The organism is Anabaena sp. EIM26 (genome assembly GCF_057568715.1).
Genome location: NZ_JBWNLG010000004.1, coordinates 47171 through 61156 on the forward strand (window position 1 = coordinate 47171; position 13986 = coordinate 61156).

Here is a 13986-nt window from a genome sequence, read left to right on the forward strand (position 1 = left end):
ACTAATAATTCTATTAGGAGCCTTGCAATCATAACTTGAACACTTTTGATAGAGAAGTTAAGCTCACAACTTGTTCCAGATTAAATTTGTACAACTTATTTTTACATGATGACTTAACTTACCTGAGTTGTTTGTTTAGCAACTAAATATTGCTCGATGGCTTCACGAATCAAATCAGGTACTGTGCATTTTTCTAGATCAGCCAGATTTTTCAGATGCTGCTTCATCTGTGGATGCATCAATACTTTTACTTGTTCTGAAAGTGGCTCGTCTCTGCCATAGTCAAAGCGATACTTGGTTCCAAAATCGGGATTACCACCAGGTCTCGCCATTAGTTCCACCTTGTAACGACAATCTAAATTATATCGCAACTGGCATCGCGCAAATATTTCTGAATCAGACACCTTAATTGCGTAGTACTACGTTATAATTCTGTGTATAACTAACCAGGAGCGCAAAAGAAATGATTGATGCGCCGCTTGACAAGACTACCACCGCTATCAGTGACGATTTGCTTCTTGATGCTACAAAGAGTGATACTGCTAATAGTAAAATAGCAATATTTGCTACTGAAGAACTAACTGAAGAAGAAGAGCGCGATCGCTTCCGTTTAGAGCGTCAAGTAGAGAGAGCGTTCTCCGCTGCGGGGAAAGCCTTGAGAGAATTGAGAGACAGAAAGCTATATCGCAACTCCCATCAAACTTTTGAGGAATACTGCAAAGACAGGTTTAGCTATAACCGTTCCCGTTCCTACCAACTCATCGACGCGGCCGATGTTGTGGACAACCTGGAAGAATGTCCACAAATTGTGGACATTTTGCCAACCGCTGAAGGACAGGTACGACCACTGACAAAACTGGAAGCCGAGGAACAAGTTAGCTGTTGGCAGGAGGCAGTAGAGGCGGCAGGTGGTAAAGTACCATCAGGACGGATTGTTAAAAGTATTGTGGACAAATTACGCGAGAAAACGAACTTACCCAACCCCTACCGTTTAGGACAAGTGTGTCAAATCTTACCTAAAGATATTCCAGAAATCAAAGGCAAAAACGGTTGTTGGGGAATTATTACTCATGTCGGTAGTTATAGTTGCACAATTACCACTTGGGAAGGAGAGTATTTGGTGAAGATAGAAAACCTCAAGTCATTGGATTATGATGAGACTGAGTGTGAATATATGCAGCAATTGTGTCAGCGTCTTGTCAGGTTGCATCAAGTCGGGAATCTTGATGATGCTGTGGGTTGGTTACTGACTGGTTTAGGTAAGCGATATCAGCCATTTTTGACACCACTGCAAGAAAAGTTTCTGACGATGGCTGAAGAAGAGTGTGGACTGATCTAATTGTCTAAGTACATCAGGACTTACGCAGATAGATTATTGATTGGAATCGGGAAGTTCTGTATCAAATCCGTTAGAATAACCACACCAAAAACAAGCTACAAACCCTGTTCAGAATCTAAACTATGTTCATTTAACCGGATTTGATATGATTGGTGCAACTTGGGCAAATACACTGTAAATATACTGCCTGTCCCTACAGTCGATGAAACGGAGATATTACCTTGATGGGCTTCAACAATTTGACAGGACAAATATAATCCAAGACCACTACCCCGACGCTGATGCTTACCCTGTCGAAAGCGTTCAAATAAAAATGATTTTTCTGACCGACTTATGCCAATACCTGTATCCTCTACTTCAATTTTTACTCCTTGAACAGTGGAACTGAGGCGAATTTCTACTGACCCAGCATCAGTGAAACGAATAGCATTGCCAATTAAGTTGGTTAGCAGTCGGTAAAGTTCTATTCTATCGCCCCGCACTTTCACCGCAGATGGTTGTGTGTTGTTTAATTTAGCATTCAGAGCTAAGTTTTTAACAACAGCTAAAGGTTTGAGTTCCCGAACTACTTTTTGCGCTAACTCCCACAAATCAACGAGAAAAAATTCCAAATCCTTACATCCGGTTTCATACTGATAAACCTCCAGCATATTTTCAACCATTGACAGTAGTGTTTGATTACTTTCAGTCAGTAATTGTAGATGTTTCCGTATTTCTGAGAAATTATAACCAAAATTGCCTTTTTGAATCATTTGCAGTAGTTGAATTGCTGATGTCAAAGGAGTTCGTAAATCGTGAGTCAGCTTAATCATAAAATCTTCACATCGCTGACGAGCGATTTGATCTCGTTGATTAATACTATGTTTTAGCCGGAGGAGCGATCGCACTAGAGAGAGTACATTTAGCTAGTTGTTGAGGTAAATGATGGCAAATATTAGAGCGGTAATTATCGAAGACCACCATTTGACTAGGGTAGGTATCCGTAGTTGTTTAAACGAGCAAAAGAATATTCAAGTTGTGGGAGACACAGAAACTGCTGCTGCTGGTCTAGAACTACTGCAAAATACTAAACCGGATATTGCTATTGTTGATATTGACTTACCAGATATAGATGGGATAGCACTGGTGCAAAGGTTTCGACAATCTATGCCACCAGAAACAGCAGCGCAAACGAAAATCATTATGCTCACTTCTTTTGCTCATGAGAAGATGGTCTTAGCAGCTTTCGCATCTGGAGCAGATTCTTACTGTGTCAAGACTATTAAGTTTGAGTTGCTGTTAGAAGCACTGTACATGACTTATGAGGGTTATTCTTGGATTGATCCAGCGATCGCTAGAATTGTTCTCAAGCATACTCGTCAATTGGCAGCAGCAGTGACGGCGGCGAAATCGAATGCAGCTCAAACAGTGACCATCTCTGCGATTGACCCAGAAGCAAGCCAGTATTCTTCAAGCAGATCCCCTGACAAAGCGGGAAATGCAAGTCTTGGAGTTAATCGTTCAAGGTTATACCAATCAGGAGATTGCCAATAAACTCTATCTCAGTTTGGGAAGTGTAAAACTATATGTGCGAGGGATTTTGAACAAACTTTCTGCCAATCACCGCACTCAAGCAGCTGTTATAGCCTTACGGGCTGGTTTGCTTAATTGAATTTACCGTACAGAAAAACTGTTCTGTATAGGATTTTAGGGTTTCAGATGTAACAGTCAGCGTGGCTTCTACAATCGCCTGTTCTGGTGTTAGGAGCCTTGCCAAAATAACTTGAACACTTTTGATAGGGAAGTTAAGCTCACAATTTCTTCCAGATTAAATTTGTACAATTTATTTTTACATAATGCCTTAGCAATAAGGTTATATAAAATGCCAAAGAAGTTAGAGATAGATAAAAGCCAACAATACAGGAAAAAACTGTTGTTGGCTGATAAATTAGTTGAGTAGACAGCTAAGGTAATAGCGAATCTTTCAAGTCTTGAATCGCTGTTGCTGTTAAAGCATAAACAACCCGACGCTTACGTTCAACATGAGTACCATCCACAGGAATTCCTTTTTTCCAAGCAGCAATAATTGCTTTCTTGTCTGCTGAGTAAACAGTCTTTTCTCTGCGGTATTTTAAAGGCAATTTTTCTGCCTCTACAAGTACATCACAACTCGGTGGGTTTTCTTTAATTGTGATCCGCAGTGAATTACCAACTATTTGCTCAGGGAGAATTCCTGTGGCATTTTGTTCTAAAATGGTTTCATCTAATTTCTGTCGCCAGCGTTCTAGTCTTAATAGTGCTGATTGATGCACGGCTTTGAGATGTTCTAATCGTTGCTTAATGGCTGCTATTTCTGCATCTAATTGCAATGCCAATTCGGCTTGAATATCAACAGCTTCTGATTGTACTTCTTGAGTTTCCCAAATAGCGGTGATGATAGCAGTTTCCTCTTCAGGAGTTTGACAATTGGTTAGCTGTTCCCAGAGATGAGCAGCAGTTTGAGATGATCCTGCTAAAGATTGTTGAGCGAGTGATAAAACCATGATTACCACCTGCCACAAGTTTGATAGTAGTTATGTTCAGCTTCAATTTGGTTGAGAATAGCTATCGTGCCTACATCTAAATTAGGATCGAGGCATAAATCGGAAATGACCTTTTGTGTAACTTGATTATTTTGCTCAATCACGGCAGTAAAATTAGGTTTAAGTGTAGTTACACTTTCTGTTACAATTACTGTTAGTTGTTGCATTGTTTTGGTTGTATAACACCATCAATTTGAGCGCGGTAGCGCATCTAAACTCCATCCATCTTGAAAACTTGAGTTGGCGCTATAGAAAAATTATAGGTTTCAACTTGGACGGGGTTTATCTGTGTTTGTATCCCACTTTTTTAAGTTAATTTTGTGTCATTTGTTCGTTATTTTGTCAACATCAAAAGTTAAACCTGTCAATAGATATGAAACTCATTAAAAAATCTGAAAAGCTCCTCCAAGAAACGAAAAAGGAACCTAAAGAACAAAATTTGCAAGTTGATTTTGCAAATAATCCTGATTTTGTAAATAATATAGAAGAACCAACAGGTGCTAAACAGGCAAAATTAGGGATAGAATATCAAGAACCTAATTATATTCCCTTACGAGACAATCCCATAGTTCACTCTGTTGGTAAGACTGGATGGCAGGTTTCTGATATTTGGAAAGATATTAGATTGGATAGTTTTTAACTATTACTTAATTCCACTGCTTTTGAATTATTAAAATTTTACAAAAAGTGTGGTTATTTGGTTTTGTTTAATGGGTATTATCCAACAAAAAAGTGTGATTATTTGGTTATGTCTAATGCGTATTATCCAATGATTCTTTATCCACCGTTAGCTAGGCGAGTTACTGGTGATAATCAAGGACAGAAGCATCTGAAAGCTTCGTTTCAAGGATGTGTGGCATTACCAGATGATAAAAGTACAGCCCAGCAAGGTGTGAGTGAAAAGCAGTTTTTTCGGCATTTACTGGCGGCTTTTCCTATAAATTTGATTTGTCAAGCGGTTGAGTTTGAAATTCCAGGTTATCCTCTGCGTTACTCGGCTGATTTTATTTTTTATCATCACTCATCTGGGTTAGCTTTGGATATTGAAATTGATGAACCTTATACTGGAAATACAGGGAAACCTCACCACTGTGTTGATGTTGATGATGATAAAATTCGTAACCGATTTTTCTTGGAAAGGAATTGGGGTGTAATCAGGTTTGCAGAAATTCAGGTGGTGCGTCATCCTTGGAGTTGTTGTAAGGTAATTGCTCAAACAATTGCTAAGTTAACAGGAGATAATAGTGTGTTTATGCTGCTGCAAAGATTGGCTGATGTACCTTTACAAAAACGGTGGACAAGGCGTGAAGCTAGGCTGATGGCTAAGAACAATTATCGTCAGTCTTATCTGCAAAAAAAGCTTTTTAAGTAAAATATTTTGTTGATTTGGCATAAATTAAACATTTCTATTTCTTAGAAGCAATCTCTATAGCAGTGTGCAGTTTAATGAGATACAAAAACTTGTTTTAAATGCTTTTAAGATAAGGAATTTTGGCTCTTGCGTTGTTTTTATGGTGATTGAGGATTGATTATAACAAAACCCTTACGGGGCAGGGGTTATAAACAATTATGCTTATATTTTCAATGAAATGCCCACACAATACGGCTTTCAATGGTTTTGAACCAGGTTTTTCATAAAAAGAACCGAAGAACCGGAATTTATTATTTTTATCAAATCGAAAACCGCCATAGCACAAAGTCTAGACAGGAGGAACTAATACCATTTCTTTGTGAGCCTGCGCCAAATTTTTTGATCTTTTATTTCTTTCTTCGCGCCTTCGCGGTTCGTTTCCTATCTAATTTGGCGCATCTTCATAGAGAATTGGTATAAGCCAAAATTAGCGATGGTGCAGAGCGCCCGCATGAGACGAACGCCCACCATTTATTCCAGTTCCAAATGATTAATTAAACAATGTACCGACAAAATTGAGAATCGGCTTCCAAAAAATACCAGTTAATACATATGGAGCATATTGCAAAACCGGGAAAATTGGCTGTTTTGACTGTTTTAATGGTAAACAATCTAACAAAAAAGGTACTATACAGGTAAGTCCATAAGCAGTTGCTAAAGCTTTACTAAATGTAGGTTCATAACCAGGTAAAGGACTATAATAAATACCCAGCAAAATGCAAGATATCATTAAAAATTGATTCCACAAAAACCAGGATTGAGGCGATAACAAATAAATTAATTGGGGGAAGCTTTGGTCTATTTTTTGTCGCATTCCCAATAATACAGACCAAGTTGCAGCACCAACAATCCCATCGTTTTTCAAACCATAGATATTTTGGAAGCGTTTAACAGCTTTTTCTGTTTCTCTATCAAAACATCCATCAGGTTTCTTTTGAGAAAATCCTTCTTCATAAAGGATATTTTGCACTTCCTTAACTGCATCTTGTAATTCTGGAGATATATTTTTCTGATGGCGATAAAGCTTTGGGTAAAGAAGGCAAGCCCAACTCAATGGACCAACTATTCCATCAACTAGAAGGTTATTTTTTTTCTGGAATTCTTTAACAGCTTCTTCTGTTTCTAAGTCAAATCTACCACTAACATTTGCCAGAAGACCCTGAGCATATAAACGTTCTTGCAATTCAATGATTGAATCTTCTACAGAACTGGGCGTAAAGCCTCGGTAAATTATAGGACGTTTATTGAATACACAGACTTGTTTTTCTGCTGGGAAATAAAGTCGGGGTTGTTTGATCTGAAGCAAGATACTGAAGGATTTAAGTAGTCTATTCATTTGGCGCTCCTACGTAGTAAAGTGTCAAAACCAGAAATCGGCGTTGCTGAATTGAAATATGAAATTGGTAAATTTAACCTTTGCAACCTTGATTCTTTGCGCCTACCCTGCGGGAACGCCAAGGGCAAATGCGTGAGACATATTCATATCTTCATTCAGCAACACCAGAATTTTTGTAGGGCATTGAGCAGTTCCTTATATCTGCACCCTGGTGGATACTGAAAATAAGTGACTTAAAAATTAAACTACTGAATTGAATACAACTAAACAATTAGCAACGTTCAAAATTTGTTAATAATTTGTTAAAGCCTTGTTGGTTAAAATGTTGCTAATATGACATTGATGACAGACTTATTGGGTGATATTTATGTCAAGTCAGTCAGAGGGGTGGAATATGTCCAAAACTTGGTATCGCAACGCTTTAAGGGACTGGGATGTAGATCGGTTACTGACGGACTTGGAAGCTAAAATTAAAGAGCGATATAGGCAAAATACTAAGAAAGACTTGTTATTGGGGTTACTGTGTGGGTATAGCTTAACGAAGCTTTGCAAGGATTTACACAAGGGTAACGCTGCCGTCAGAACTGTTCTGAGCAACATATATCGAGATATTGAAACTTTAACAGGAGAGCCAAATAACACTGTCAAGTCAAGTAACCTCGTTTACGTTCTGGAAAGACATGGATATCGCAGAGGTTCTGTTATATCTGCTATCCAAAGCCGTTCCATTCCCCAAAATTTGCCATCACCAACCTACACAGAATTTATTGGCCGCGAGGCAGATATGAAGAAGTTACTGGAACGCCTTTCACCAGATCATGGCGCTCACATGATCACTGTGCATGGCATTGGTGGTGTAGGTAAAACGGCGCTGGTATTAGAAGCTGCTTACTTATGCTTAAAAGCCAGTCGTGAAAACCTTGCTGTCCTAACGAAATTTGATGCGATTATTTTCACTTCTGCCAAACAACAGGAACTTATCCCTGATAGTATTTTGCGACGGCAACAAGGACAGCGTAACCTGCGCGATATTTTTCGAGAGATTGCCCATGCTTTGGGCGACCCAACCATTATTCAATCTCCTCCCAATGACCAATTTGACCGTGTACGCCACAGTCTTTCAAAACAGCGAACACTACTGATTGTGGACAATATGGAGACTATAGAAGATCGGGATCAGGTTATAGAGTTTCTATATAATCTGCCGATTTGCGTCAAAGTAGTAATTACTACTCGCGAACGGATTGCTTTGCTACCAATTAGTCTGCGAAACTTACCCCCAGATGATGGTTTACAGTTGATTCAACAACAAGCGGAAGAAAAAGGTATAGTCCTTAACAAGGATGAATCTGAGCTACTTTACGATCGCACTGGAGGAATTCCCCTGGCCATTGTTTATGCGATCGGTCAAGTATCTAGTGGCTATTCTCTGAACTCTGTTTTGGAGAAGTTAACTTCAGCTACAGGTGATGTGGCTCGTTTTTGTTTTGAGCAATCAGTGCAAGGAATGAAGGAACAGCCATCCCACAAGTTACTAATGGCACTGGCGATTTTTCCTGATTCTCCAATTCAAACCGCCCTAGTTGAGGTGGCTGGACTGACAGCTGCTCCAGTTTCTGTCAATGATGGTTTGGCACGTTTGCAACAACTTTCCTTGGTGAATTTAAACTCAGAGAAAAAGCGGTATGAAATGCTCTCTCTCACTCGTGAGTATGCCTTGGCAGAATTAGCTGCTTATCCAGATTTTGAGAAAGAGGCAAGACAACGTTGGGTGAAATGGTATCTGGATTTTGCCCACAGTTATGCCGGAGAAGATTGGGAAAAGTGGATACATTACAAAAAGTTGGAGGAAGAAGAAGGGAATCTCCGGGCTGTACTTTATTGGTGTAAAGACCAAGACTACTATCAAGAGGTTAGAGATTTATGGCTGCTGTTGAACCACTACGCAAATCTCTATGCCTATTGGGACGATCGCCTGGATTGGTTAAAATGGCTTATAGAACAATCAGAACGACGAGGTGAATGGTCATCTTTAGTGAAAATCATTATTCGCAAAACCTGGCTGTTGATTCGGGTGTGTTCACCGCAAAGTTTGAAAATAGCAGATAAAATGTTGCAGCGGGCATGGATTTTACGCGAGCATACAGACTTATGTGTTCAGGCAGATTTAGCCGAGAGTATTGCTCGGTTGCGAATTAGACAGAATGACTATACAGAAGCGTGTCTATGGCTCGATATAGAACAAAAATTGGTGACTCAAGCTAATTTAGAGGAATCAAAACACATCCGCCACTATATCCCCATTCTCTATCATCGGGCGATTATCTTTTATCAAGAACATAAATATACTGAGGCTAAGACGCTATTTCAAGAAGTGATGTACAGTGCAGAAAGAATTTCCTGGTATCGAGTCATCAATTCTGCTCAAAATTGGCTGGCTGATATTGCCATTGAACAAGGCGATCGCGATTGCGCTCAACAGCTTTTAATTAAAGGTTTAACTGTAGCCGAACGTAGCAACAACAAACGGCGTTTAGCCCGCTATCAACGTTCTCAGGCTCGCTGGGAAAAAAAGTGGGGAAATTTGGATAAAGCCCGCCAATTCTCAACTAAGGCTATGGATAGTTTTAAACATTTGGGGATGATACAAGATGCCGAGGAAATGCAATTTTTACTTGATTCTCCATAACCCTAATTGGTCTTTGTCGTCAGTTTGGAAACGGATTAAGTTTTCTTTCTATCGACCTCAACATTTATGATTTTTGCAAAAGCCCAGTAATCAACAATTATTCATGAGTAACACAGAAGTAGTCGTAATTGGTAGCGGTATTGGCGGATTGAGTTGCGCTGCACTCTTAGCACGCTATGGAATTGATGTCACAGTAGTAGAAAGCCACTCCATTGCCGGTGGTGCGGCTCATGCTTTTGAACGCAACGGTTACAAATTTGAGTCTGGACCCTCTTTATATTCTGGTTTATCTTATACCCCTTCACCTAATCCCTTACGTCAAGTTTTAGATGCTATTGGCGAAGATTTACCTTGTGTTAATTACAATACCTGGGGTTGTTATTTACCAGAAGGCTACTTTGATGCTCAAGTTGGTGCTGACCAGTTCTGTGAAATATTGCAACAACTGCGGGGAGATAAAGCTGTAGCAGAATGGCGCAAACTACAGGAAATTATGACACCTTTGGGTAAGAGTGCGATCGCTCTCCCACCCTCTGCCTTGCGCTACGATTTAGGTGCGGTGTTAACTATGGGCAAATTTGCCCCGGCTTTACTGCAACAGGCCGCTAACGTGATTAAATTAACTGGGTCTTTTTCTAACATTATTGATGGTGTAATCACAGACCCATTTATTCGCAACTGGTTAGATTTACTTTGCTTCCTGTTATCTGGACTACCCGCAGATGGGACAATAGCCGCAGAAGTGGCTTTCATGTTTGCAGATTGGTATCGTCCTGATGTGCAGTTAGATTATCCGATTGGGGGAAGTGGTGCATTGGTTGATGCACTGGTACGGGGGTTGACTAAACATGGTGGTAAGTTAGTTTTAAATGCTCATGTGGAGCGAGTTTTAGTAGAAAATAACCGTGCTGTCGGGATACGTCTGCGGAGTGGTCAAGAAATCCGAGCCAGTAAAGCTGTTGTTTCTAATGCTTCTGCGTGGGATACTCTCAAACTCATTCCTGAAGGTGCTTTACCTAAACGGTATGTAGAAAAGCAACAAGCAATACCTGAATGTGATAGTTTTATGCACTTGCATTTAGGTATTGATGCAGCAGGATTACCTGAGAATCTAGGTATTCACTACATTGTCGTTAACGACTGGGACAAAGGCGTAACTGCACCGCAAAATGTGGTAGTTGTATCTATTCCTTCAGTTCTTGACCCGTCTTTAGCACCAGTGGGTAAGCACGTGATTCACGTTTATACTCCTGGTAATGAACCTTATGCTATTTGGCAAGGAAAGGAACGCAATAGCGAAGAATATGCGTTGTTAAAACAAGAACGTGCAGAGGTGATGTGGCAAGCTTTGGAAAGAATTATTCCTGATATTCGTTCTCGTTGCGAAGTTAGTTTGGTGGGTACTCCCCTTACTCATGGGCGATTTTTGCGTCGTCATCATGGTAGTTATGGACCAGCTATAGCGGCAGGGAAGGGTTTATTTCCTGGTGGTAATACACCTTTATCGGGGTTGTTGTGTTGTGGAGATTCGACTTTTCCGGGGATTGGGTTGCCGGCTGTGGCTGCTAGTGGGATGATAGTTGCTAATGCGATCGCTCCGGTACAGAAACATTTACAATATATTTCAGAGACATTTGGTTAAAATATCTTTACGCATGATTTGTATATCAGACAATATAAATCTCCAATATCTGGGAGTGTAATTAAGTTAATACCAAAATACTTTCCGTGTCACTACTATTAAATTGGGTAATTGTGGACAAATTATCTCTCAAAATCTGCACAATCTTTGATGTGGGACTATTACCAATACGCAGATAAATAAATTTTGGTGGATGACCATAAAGTAAACTACGTTGATGAAAGTCAGAATCTTTGGAAATAATCACAAAACTATTCATTTTGGCGAATTCCCAGATAATGGCATCATCAGTATTTATAAGTCCTAAAGTTTTAACGTGTTGAGAATCAGGATACAGATCAATAATTTTATCAACAATCCGATCTGATAAATTTTCGTCTAATAGCAATTTCATAAAGATGCAACAAATAACTTTTTCTCTCGGTCAGCAGCAAAAGCAAGACAAGCTTTAATATCTTCAGATGTCAGTTCTGAAAAATCTTCCAGAATTTCGGCTTCTGTCATTCCACCTGCTAAATATTCTAAAATGTCGTACACAGTAATACGCATTCCGCGAATGCAAGGTTTTCCACTGCGTTTTCCAGGTTCAATGGTAATAATATCTTGATAATTCATGATTTCTCCTGCGGTTTAATCTTTAGTTTATATAATTTTAGGATAATTTAGGGGTAGTAATTGTGCTATTAAGAAGATTGGTGGGGGCTGGTTTAAGATTTGGGACTTTTTGTATTATAGATAGCGATCGCTTATTGAGAGAGAAAAGAAGGAGCGATCGCATCTTCTGACTAATAACCTCGTTTTTTACGACATACAGAACAGAAAATCTGCATATTATCCCTAATTTTCTTCCCACATAAACAAGTTCTAGCTGGAGAAGAATAGTTAAAAACTTTTGGGATTTTCATTTGTGTGCTTAAATTTTGATTTTTCCTACAAGCAGAACATTGTATCTCTCCTGCTTTTCTAATTGTTTTACCACATAAACATTTGTATGTCATGTTTATAACCTCATTAGTTTTTTAATCATGTAATTATTTATATAGTATGCTATTAATACACTCTGAGTATTTATAGTGAAATTACTAGAATATCACAACACAATTCGTCTAAATAATTCTGGGAATTTACGCATATCCCAGCCTACATAATTTCTTATGAACTTTTCTATAGTTCATCTGGCTGATTACTTCTAGTTGTTCAATCATGCAAAATACGAAAATTATTACTCACTGCCAGCAGTAATCTTTAGTTCTATACAATACTTCGGTGGTGTAATTTCTAATAGTCTTGCCATACCTGTATTTTCACCATAACGTACTAATTGAATAAAGTCTTGACATGAGCAACCCACTCCCCCCATCATCAGATCAAATACAAAAAACCAAGACAGCGAACTTGCGTAAACATTTATAGATTCAATAAGTGATTCTAGCGTAAACTTATGTAAAGTATCCTTTGTTTTTTTACTGAGCATAACTGGTTTTGTAGCAAGCTTATGTATATTATCAATAGAAGTCAAAAGACATCCCAAATTAAGAATTGAAGATTGCTCTCCCTCAATAAGCTCTCTATATCTTTGCAAACCAATAGTATAGTCAAAGATAGAGGTTGCATCTAGTTTCATCTGTTGGTGCAATACCATTTGTTGTTGACGCTTTGGGAGTTCTTCTAGACAAGGATTATACATCAAGTATTTTATGCACTCATTTCCACAACCTTTCTCCACATAAGACTTATTCAAATTCTCAAGTTTCTGATGCTGTGCTATATTGAAAGATTGATAAACTGAACTTAGATCATAGCGACCATTAGCCCGAAATAATTTCTTCGCTTGAAGCAAGATACCCTTTTGAAAATTATTATTTGGTTCAATATAATCTTGGTACGTAAGAACAACCCCAATATCTGAATGTGTTATGCGACCCTCTTGATGCTTATTGTAGTCAGTTGTTGATATAGAAACATCCGTTTGTAAAAGACCACCATTTTTTCTAAGATCATTATTCAGATCCGACAAACTATAGGGAAGTAAATGTAATTTTGATGCACGTTCATCAAGTAATTCACATAATATTAAAGTTAAATGTTCCTCATGCGGTACAAAGCCACATGAAAACCTCTTAGCCAAAAGTAGGTCTACACCTTTAAAGTATTTGGAAAAGCATTTTGCCTCATAAGGACCTAGAACTGGAATTTTGGGGAGTTGTATAGAAGTTGGATTCATATAAATGTTTGAAGTCTTTGAGATAATTCTGTTACAACATACTAAATTGTTCCATCAAATCTGATTCTTTAATTTTTATTTCCCCTTTTATAAGGTTGTGCTGTAGTAAGATTTGATATTACCCTGTAATGCTTGACATTAAAAGTACATAGGGTAGCACCTCTACCCACAGCACAAGCACCAATCAAAGCATCAAGTAACCCTAAATTATCTGATAGATGATAGGTAGTAAAATTAGATAGAGCAAAAGCACAATCAATTTCAGTAGGCCAAATTACAGGTAGGGGAGCAACCAGCTTGAGAGTATCGCGCAACCGTTGGCTATTTTGAGCATTTTGAATGAGTTCCATAACCACAAAGCCAGGAACGCTCGGTATTTCTGGAAGGCTTGCAAACCAAGCGATTGCAGGAGCATGACCACGCTGAATATCAATCAAAATATCTGTATCTAACAAGTACATAATGAAATTTACCTAACCTCGCTCCCGTGTTTCAGCTTGATGACGTAACTCACGAGCATAAGCTTGACTATCAGTAATATCAGGACGGGAATTAATTACACCTTCATTTTCCCAATATTTAACAAGTTCTGCTCCAGTTTTCGGTAAATTATCTACAAATTTTCTGCTAGATAAAATATGTAAAATATATTCAGATAACGGTAAATTCAGTTGAGATGCTTCGGTATGAAGCTCGGTTTCTAGTTCGGGTGGTAGGTTGAGGTTAATACTCATTTTGATCTAATTTTATTGAATGGAATTTCAATTGGTTTCTCAAACAAATT

General features: G+C 38.7%; 15 protein-coding genes and 1 pseudogene. 6 read left to right on the plus strand and 10 right to left on the minus strand.

What is annotated here, in order from left to right; genetic code table 11:
- Positions 1-113: 113 nt before the first annotated feature.
- Complete coding sequence (locus AC012T_RS28035; RefSeq protein ID WP_487067619.1) at positions 114-404, minus strand: CopG family transcriptional regulator; 291 nt, start codon at positions 402-404, stop codon at positions 114-116.
- Positions 405-463: 59 nt separating this feature from the next.
- Between AC012T_RS28035 and AC012T_RS28040 the strand changes: the two genes are divergently transcribed.
- Complete coding sequence (locus AC012T_RS28040) at positions 464-1339, plus strand: hypothetical protein (RefSeq protein ID WP_487067621.1); 876 nt, start codon at positions 464-466, stop codon at positions 1337-1339.
- 95 nt (positions 1340-1434) lie between these two features.
- On the opposite strand, the gene AC012T_RS28045 is transcribed toward AC012T_RS28040, so the two are convergent.
- Positions 1435-2226: a sensor histidine kinase gene (locus AC012T_RS28045; RefSeq protein ID WP_487067623.1), complete on the minus strand. Its 792-nt coding sequence runs from the start codon at positions 2224-2226 to the stop codon at positions 1435-1437.
- A gap of 37 nt (positions 2227-2263) precedes the next feature.
- Here AC012T_RS28045 and AC012T_RS28050 point away from each other — a divergent pair.
- Positions 2264-2990, plus strand: a pseudogene (locus AC012T_RS28050) (response regulator).
- 292 nt (positions 2991-3282) lie between these two features.
- On the opposite strand, the gene AC012T_RS28055 reads toward AC012T_RS28050, so the two are convergent.
- A complete protein-coding gene (locus AC012T_RS28055; RefSeq protein WP_487067625.1) occupies positions 3283-3861 on the minus strand; it encodes a siphovirus Gp157 family protein in 579 nt (192 codons plus the stop codon).
- Between the two features lie 2 nt (positions 3862-3863).
- The gene (locus AC012T_RS28060) at positions 3864-4067 is read right to left on the minus strand and encodes a hypothetical protein (protein ID WP_487067627.1); all 204 of its coding nucleotides are present in this window, start codon (positions 4065-4067) and stop codon (positions 3864-3866) included.
- A gap of 206 nt (positions 4068-4273) precedes the next feature.
- Here AC012T_RS28060 and AC012T_RS28065 point away from each other — a divergent pair, with 206 nt between their 5' ends.
- Positions 4274-4540 carry a hypothetical protein gene (locus tag AC012T_RS28065; RefSeq protein ID WP_487067629.1) on the plus strand — a complete coding sequence of 89 codons (267 nt, stop codon included), beginning with the start codon at positions 4274-4276 and terminating at the stop codon, positions 4538-4540.
- A 108-nt stretch (positions 4541-4648) separates the two neighbouring features.
- A complete protein-coding gene (locus AC012T_RS28070; RefSeq protein WP_487067631.1) occupies positions 4649-5272 on the plus strand; it encodes a PDDEXK family nuclease in 624 nt (207 codons plus the stop codon).
- A gap of 529 nt (positions 5273-5801) precedes the next feature.
- Here the strand turns inward: AC012T_RS28070 and AC012T_RS28075 are convergent.
- Positions 5802-6647 (minus strand): peptidoglycan-binding domain-containing protein, encoded by an 846-nt coding sequence (locus AC012T_RS28075; protein WP_487067633.1) that lies wholly within the window; start codon positions 6645-6647, stop codon positions 5802-5804.
- 394 nt (positions 6648-7041) lie between these two features.
- On the opposite strand from AC012T_RS28075, the gene AC012T_RS28080 reads away from it, so the two are divergent.
- Both AC012T_RS28080 and AC012T_RS28085 read left to right on the plus strand, forming a co-directional pair.
- Entirely contained in the window at positions 7042-9336 is a 2295-nt protein-coding gene (locus AC012T_RS28080; RefSeq protein WP_487067635.1) for an AAA family ATPase, read from the plus strand.
- 103 nt (positions 9337-9439) lie between these two features.
- Entirely contained in the window at positions 9440-10978 is a 1539-nt protein-coding gene (locus AC012T_RS28085) for a phytoene desaturase family protein (protein WP_487067637.1), read from the plus strand.
- 61 nt (positions 10979-11039) lie between these two features.
- Here AC012T_RS28085 and AC012T_RS28090 read toward each other — a convergent pair whose 3' ends face one another.
- The 5 genes from AC012T_RS28090 to AC012T_RS28110 form a co-directional block, all read right to left on the minus strand.
- The gene (locus AC012T_RS28090; protein WP_487067639.1) at positions 11040-11372 is read right to left on the minus strand and encodes a DUF5615 family PIN-like protein; all 333 of its coding nucleotides are present in this window, start codon (positions 11370-11372) and stop codon (positions 11040-11042) included.
- Positions 11369-11593, minus strand: a complete 225-nt coding sequence (locus tag AC012T_RS28095) for a DUF433 domain-containing protein (protein WP_190909286.1) — start codon at positions 11591-11593, stop codon at positions 11369-11371. Before AC012T_RS28095 ends, AC012T_RS28090 begins: the two co-directional genes overlap by 4 nt.
- Before the next feature lie 607 nt (positions 11594-12200).
- Complete coding sequence (locus AC012T_RS28100; RefSeq protein ID WP_487067641.1) at positions 12201-13202, minus strand: hypothetical protein; 1002 nt, start codon at positions 13200-13202, stop codon at positions 12201-12203.
- Between the two features lie 68 nt (positions 13203-13270).
- Positions 13271-13663 carry a PIN domain-containing protein gene (locus tag AC012T_RS28105; protein WP_487067643.1) on the minus strand — a complete coding sequence of 131 codons (393 nt, stop codon included), beginning with the start codon at positions 13661-13663 and terminating at the stop codon, positions 13271-13273.
- 12 nt (positions 13664-13675) lie between these two features.
- Complete coding sequence (locus AC012T_RS28110) at positions 13676-13936, minus strand: hypothetical protein (RefSeq protein WP_487067645.1); 261 nt, start codon at positions 13934-13936, stop codon at positions 13676-13678.
- Between the last annotated feature and the right edge of the window lie 50 nt (positions 13937-13986).

Coding starts and splice junctions, on each gene's coding strand:
- AC012T_RS28100 (WP_487067641.1), bottom strand. CDS start 13,202: ATGAATCCAACTTCTATACAACTCCCCAAAATTCCAGTTCTAGGTCCT.
- AC012T_RS28090 (WP_487067639.1), bottom strand. CDS start 11,372: ATGAAATTGCTATTAGACGAAAATTTATCAGATCGGATTGTTGATAAA.
- AC012T_RS28105 (WP_487067643.1), bottom strand. CDS start 13,663: ATGTACTTGTTAGATACAGATATTTTGATTGATATTCAGCGTGGTCAT.
- AC012T_RS28085 (WP_487067637.1), top strand. CDS start 9,440: ATGAGTAACACAGAAGTAGTCGTAATTGGTAGCGGTATTGGCGGATTG.
- AC012T_RS28110 (WP_487067645.1), bottom strand. CDS start 13,936: ATGAGTATTAACCTCAACCTACCACCCGAACTAGAAACCGAGCTTCAT.
- AC012T_RS28065 (WP_487067629.1), top strand. CDS start 4,274: ATGAAACTCATTAAAAAATCTGAAAAGCTCCTCCAAGAAACGAAAAAG.
- AC012T_RS28075 (WP_487067633.1), bottom strand. CDS start 6,647: ATGAATAGACTACTTAAATCCTTCAGTATCTTGCTTCAGATCAAACAA.
- AC012T_RS28060 (WP_487067627.1), bottom strand. CDS start 4,067: ATGCAACAACTAACAGTAATTGTAACAGAAAGTGTAACTACACTTAAA.
- AC012T_RS28070 (WP_487067631.1), top strand. CDS start 4,649: ATGTCTAATGCGTATTATCCAATGATTCTTTATCCACCGTTAGCTAGG.
- AC012T_RS28095 (WP_190909286.1), bottom strand. CDS start 11,593: ATGAATTATCAAGATATTATTACCATTGAACCTGGAAAACGCAGTGGA.
- AC012T_RS28040 (WP_487067621.1), top strand. CDS start 464: ATGATTGATGCGCCGCTTGACAAGACTACCACCGCTATCAGTGACGAT.
- AC012T_RS28055 (WP_487067625.1), bottom strand. CDS start 3,861: ATGGTTTTATCACTCGCTCAACAATCTTTAGCAGGATCATCTCAAACT.
- AC012T_RS28080 (WP_487067635.1), top strand. CDS start 7,042: ATGTCCAAAACTTGGTATCGCAACGCTTTAAGGGACTGGGATGTAGAT.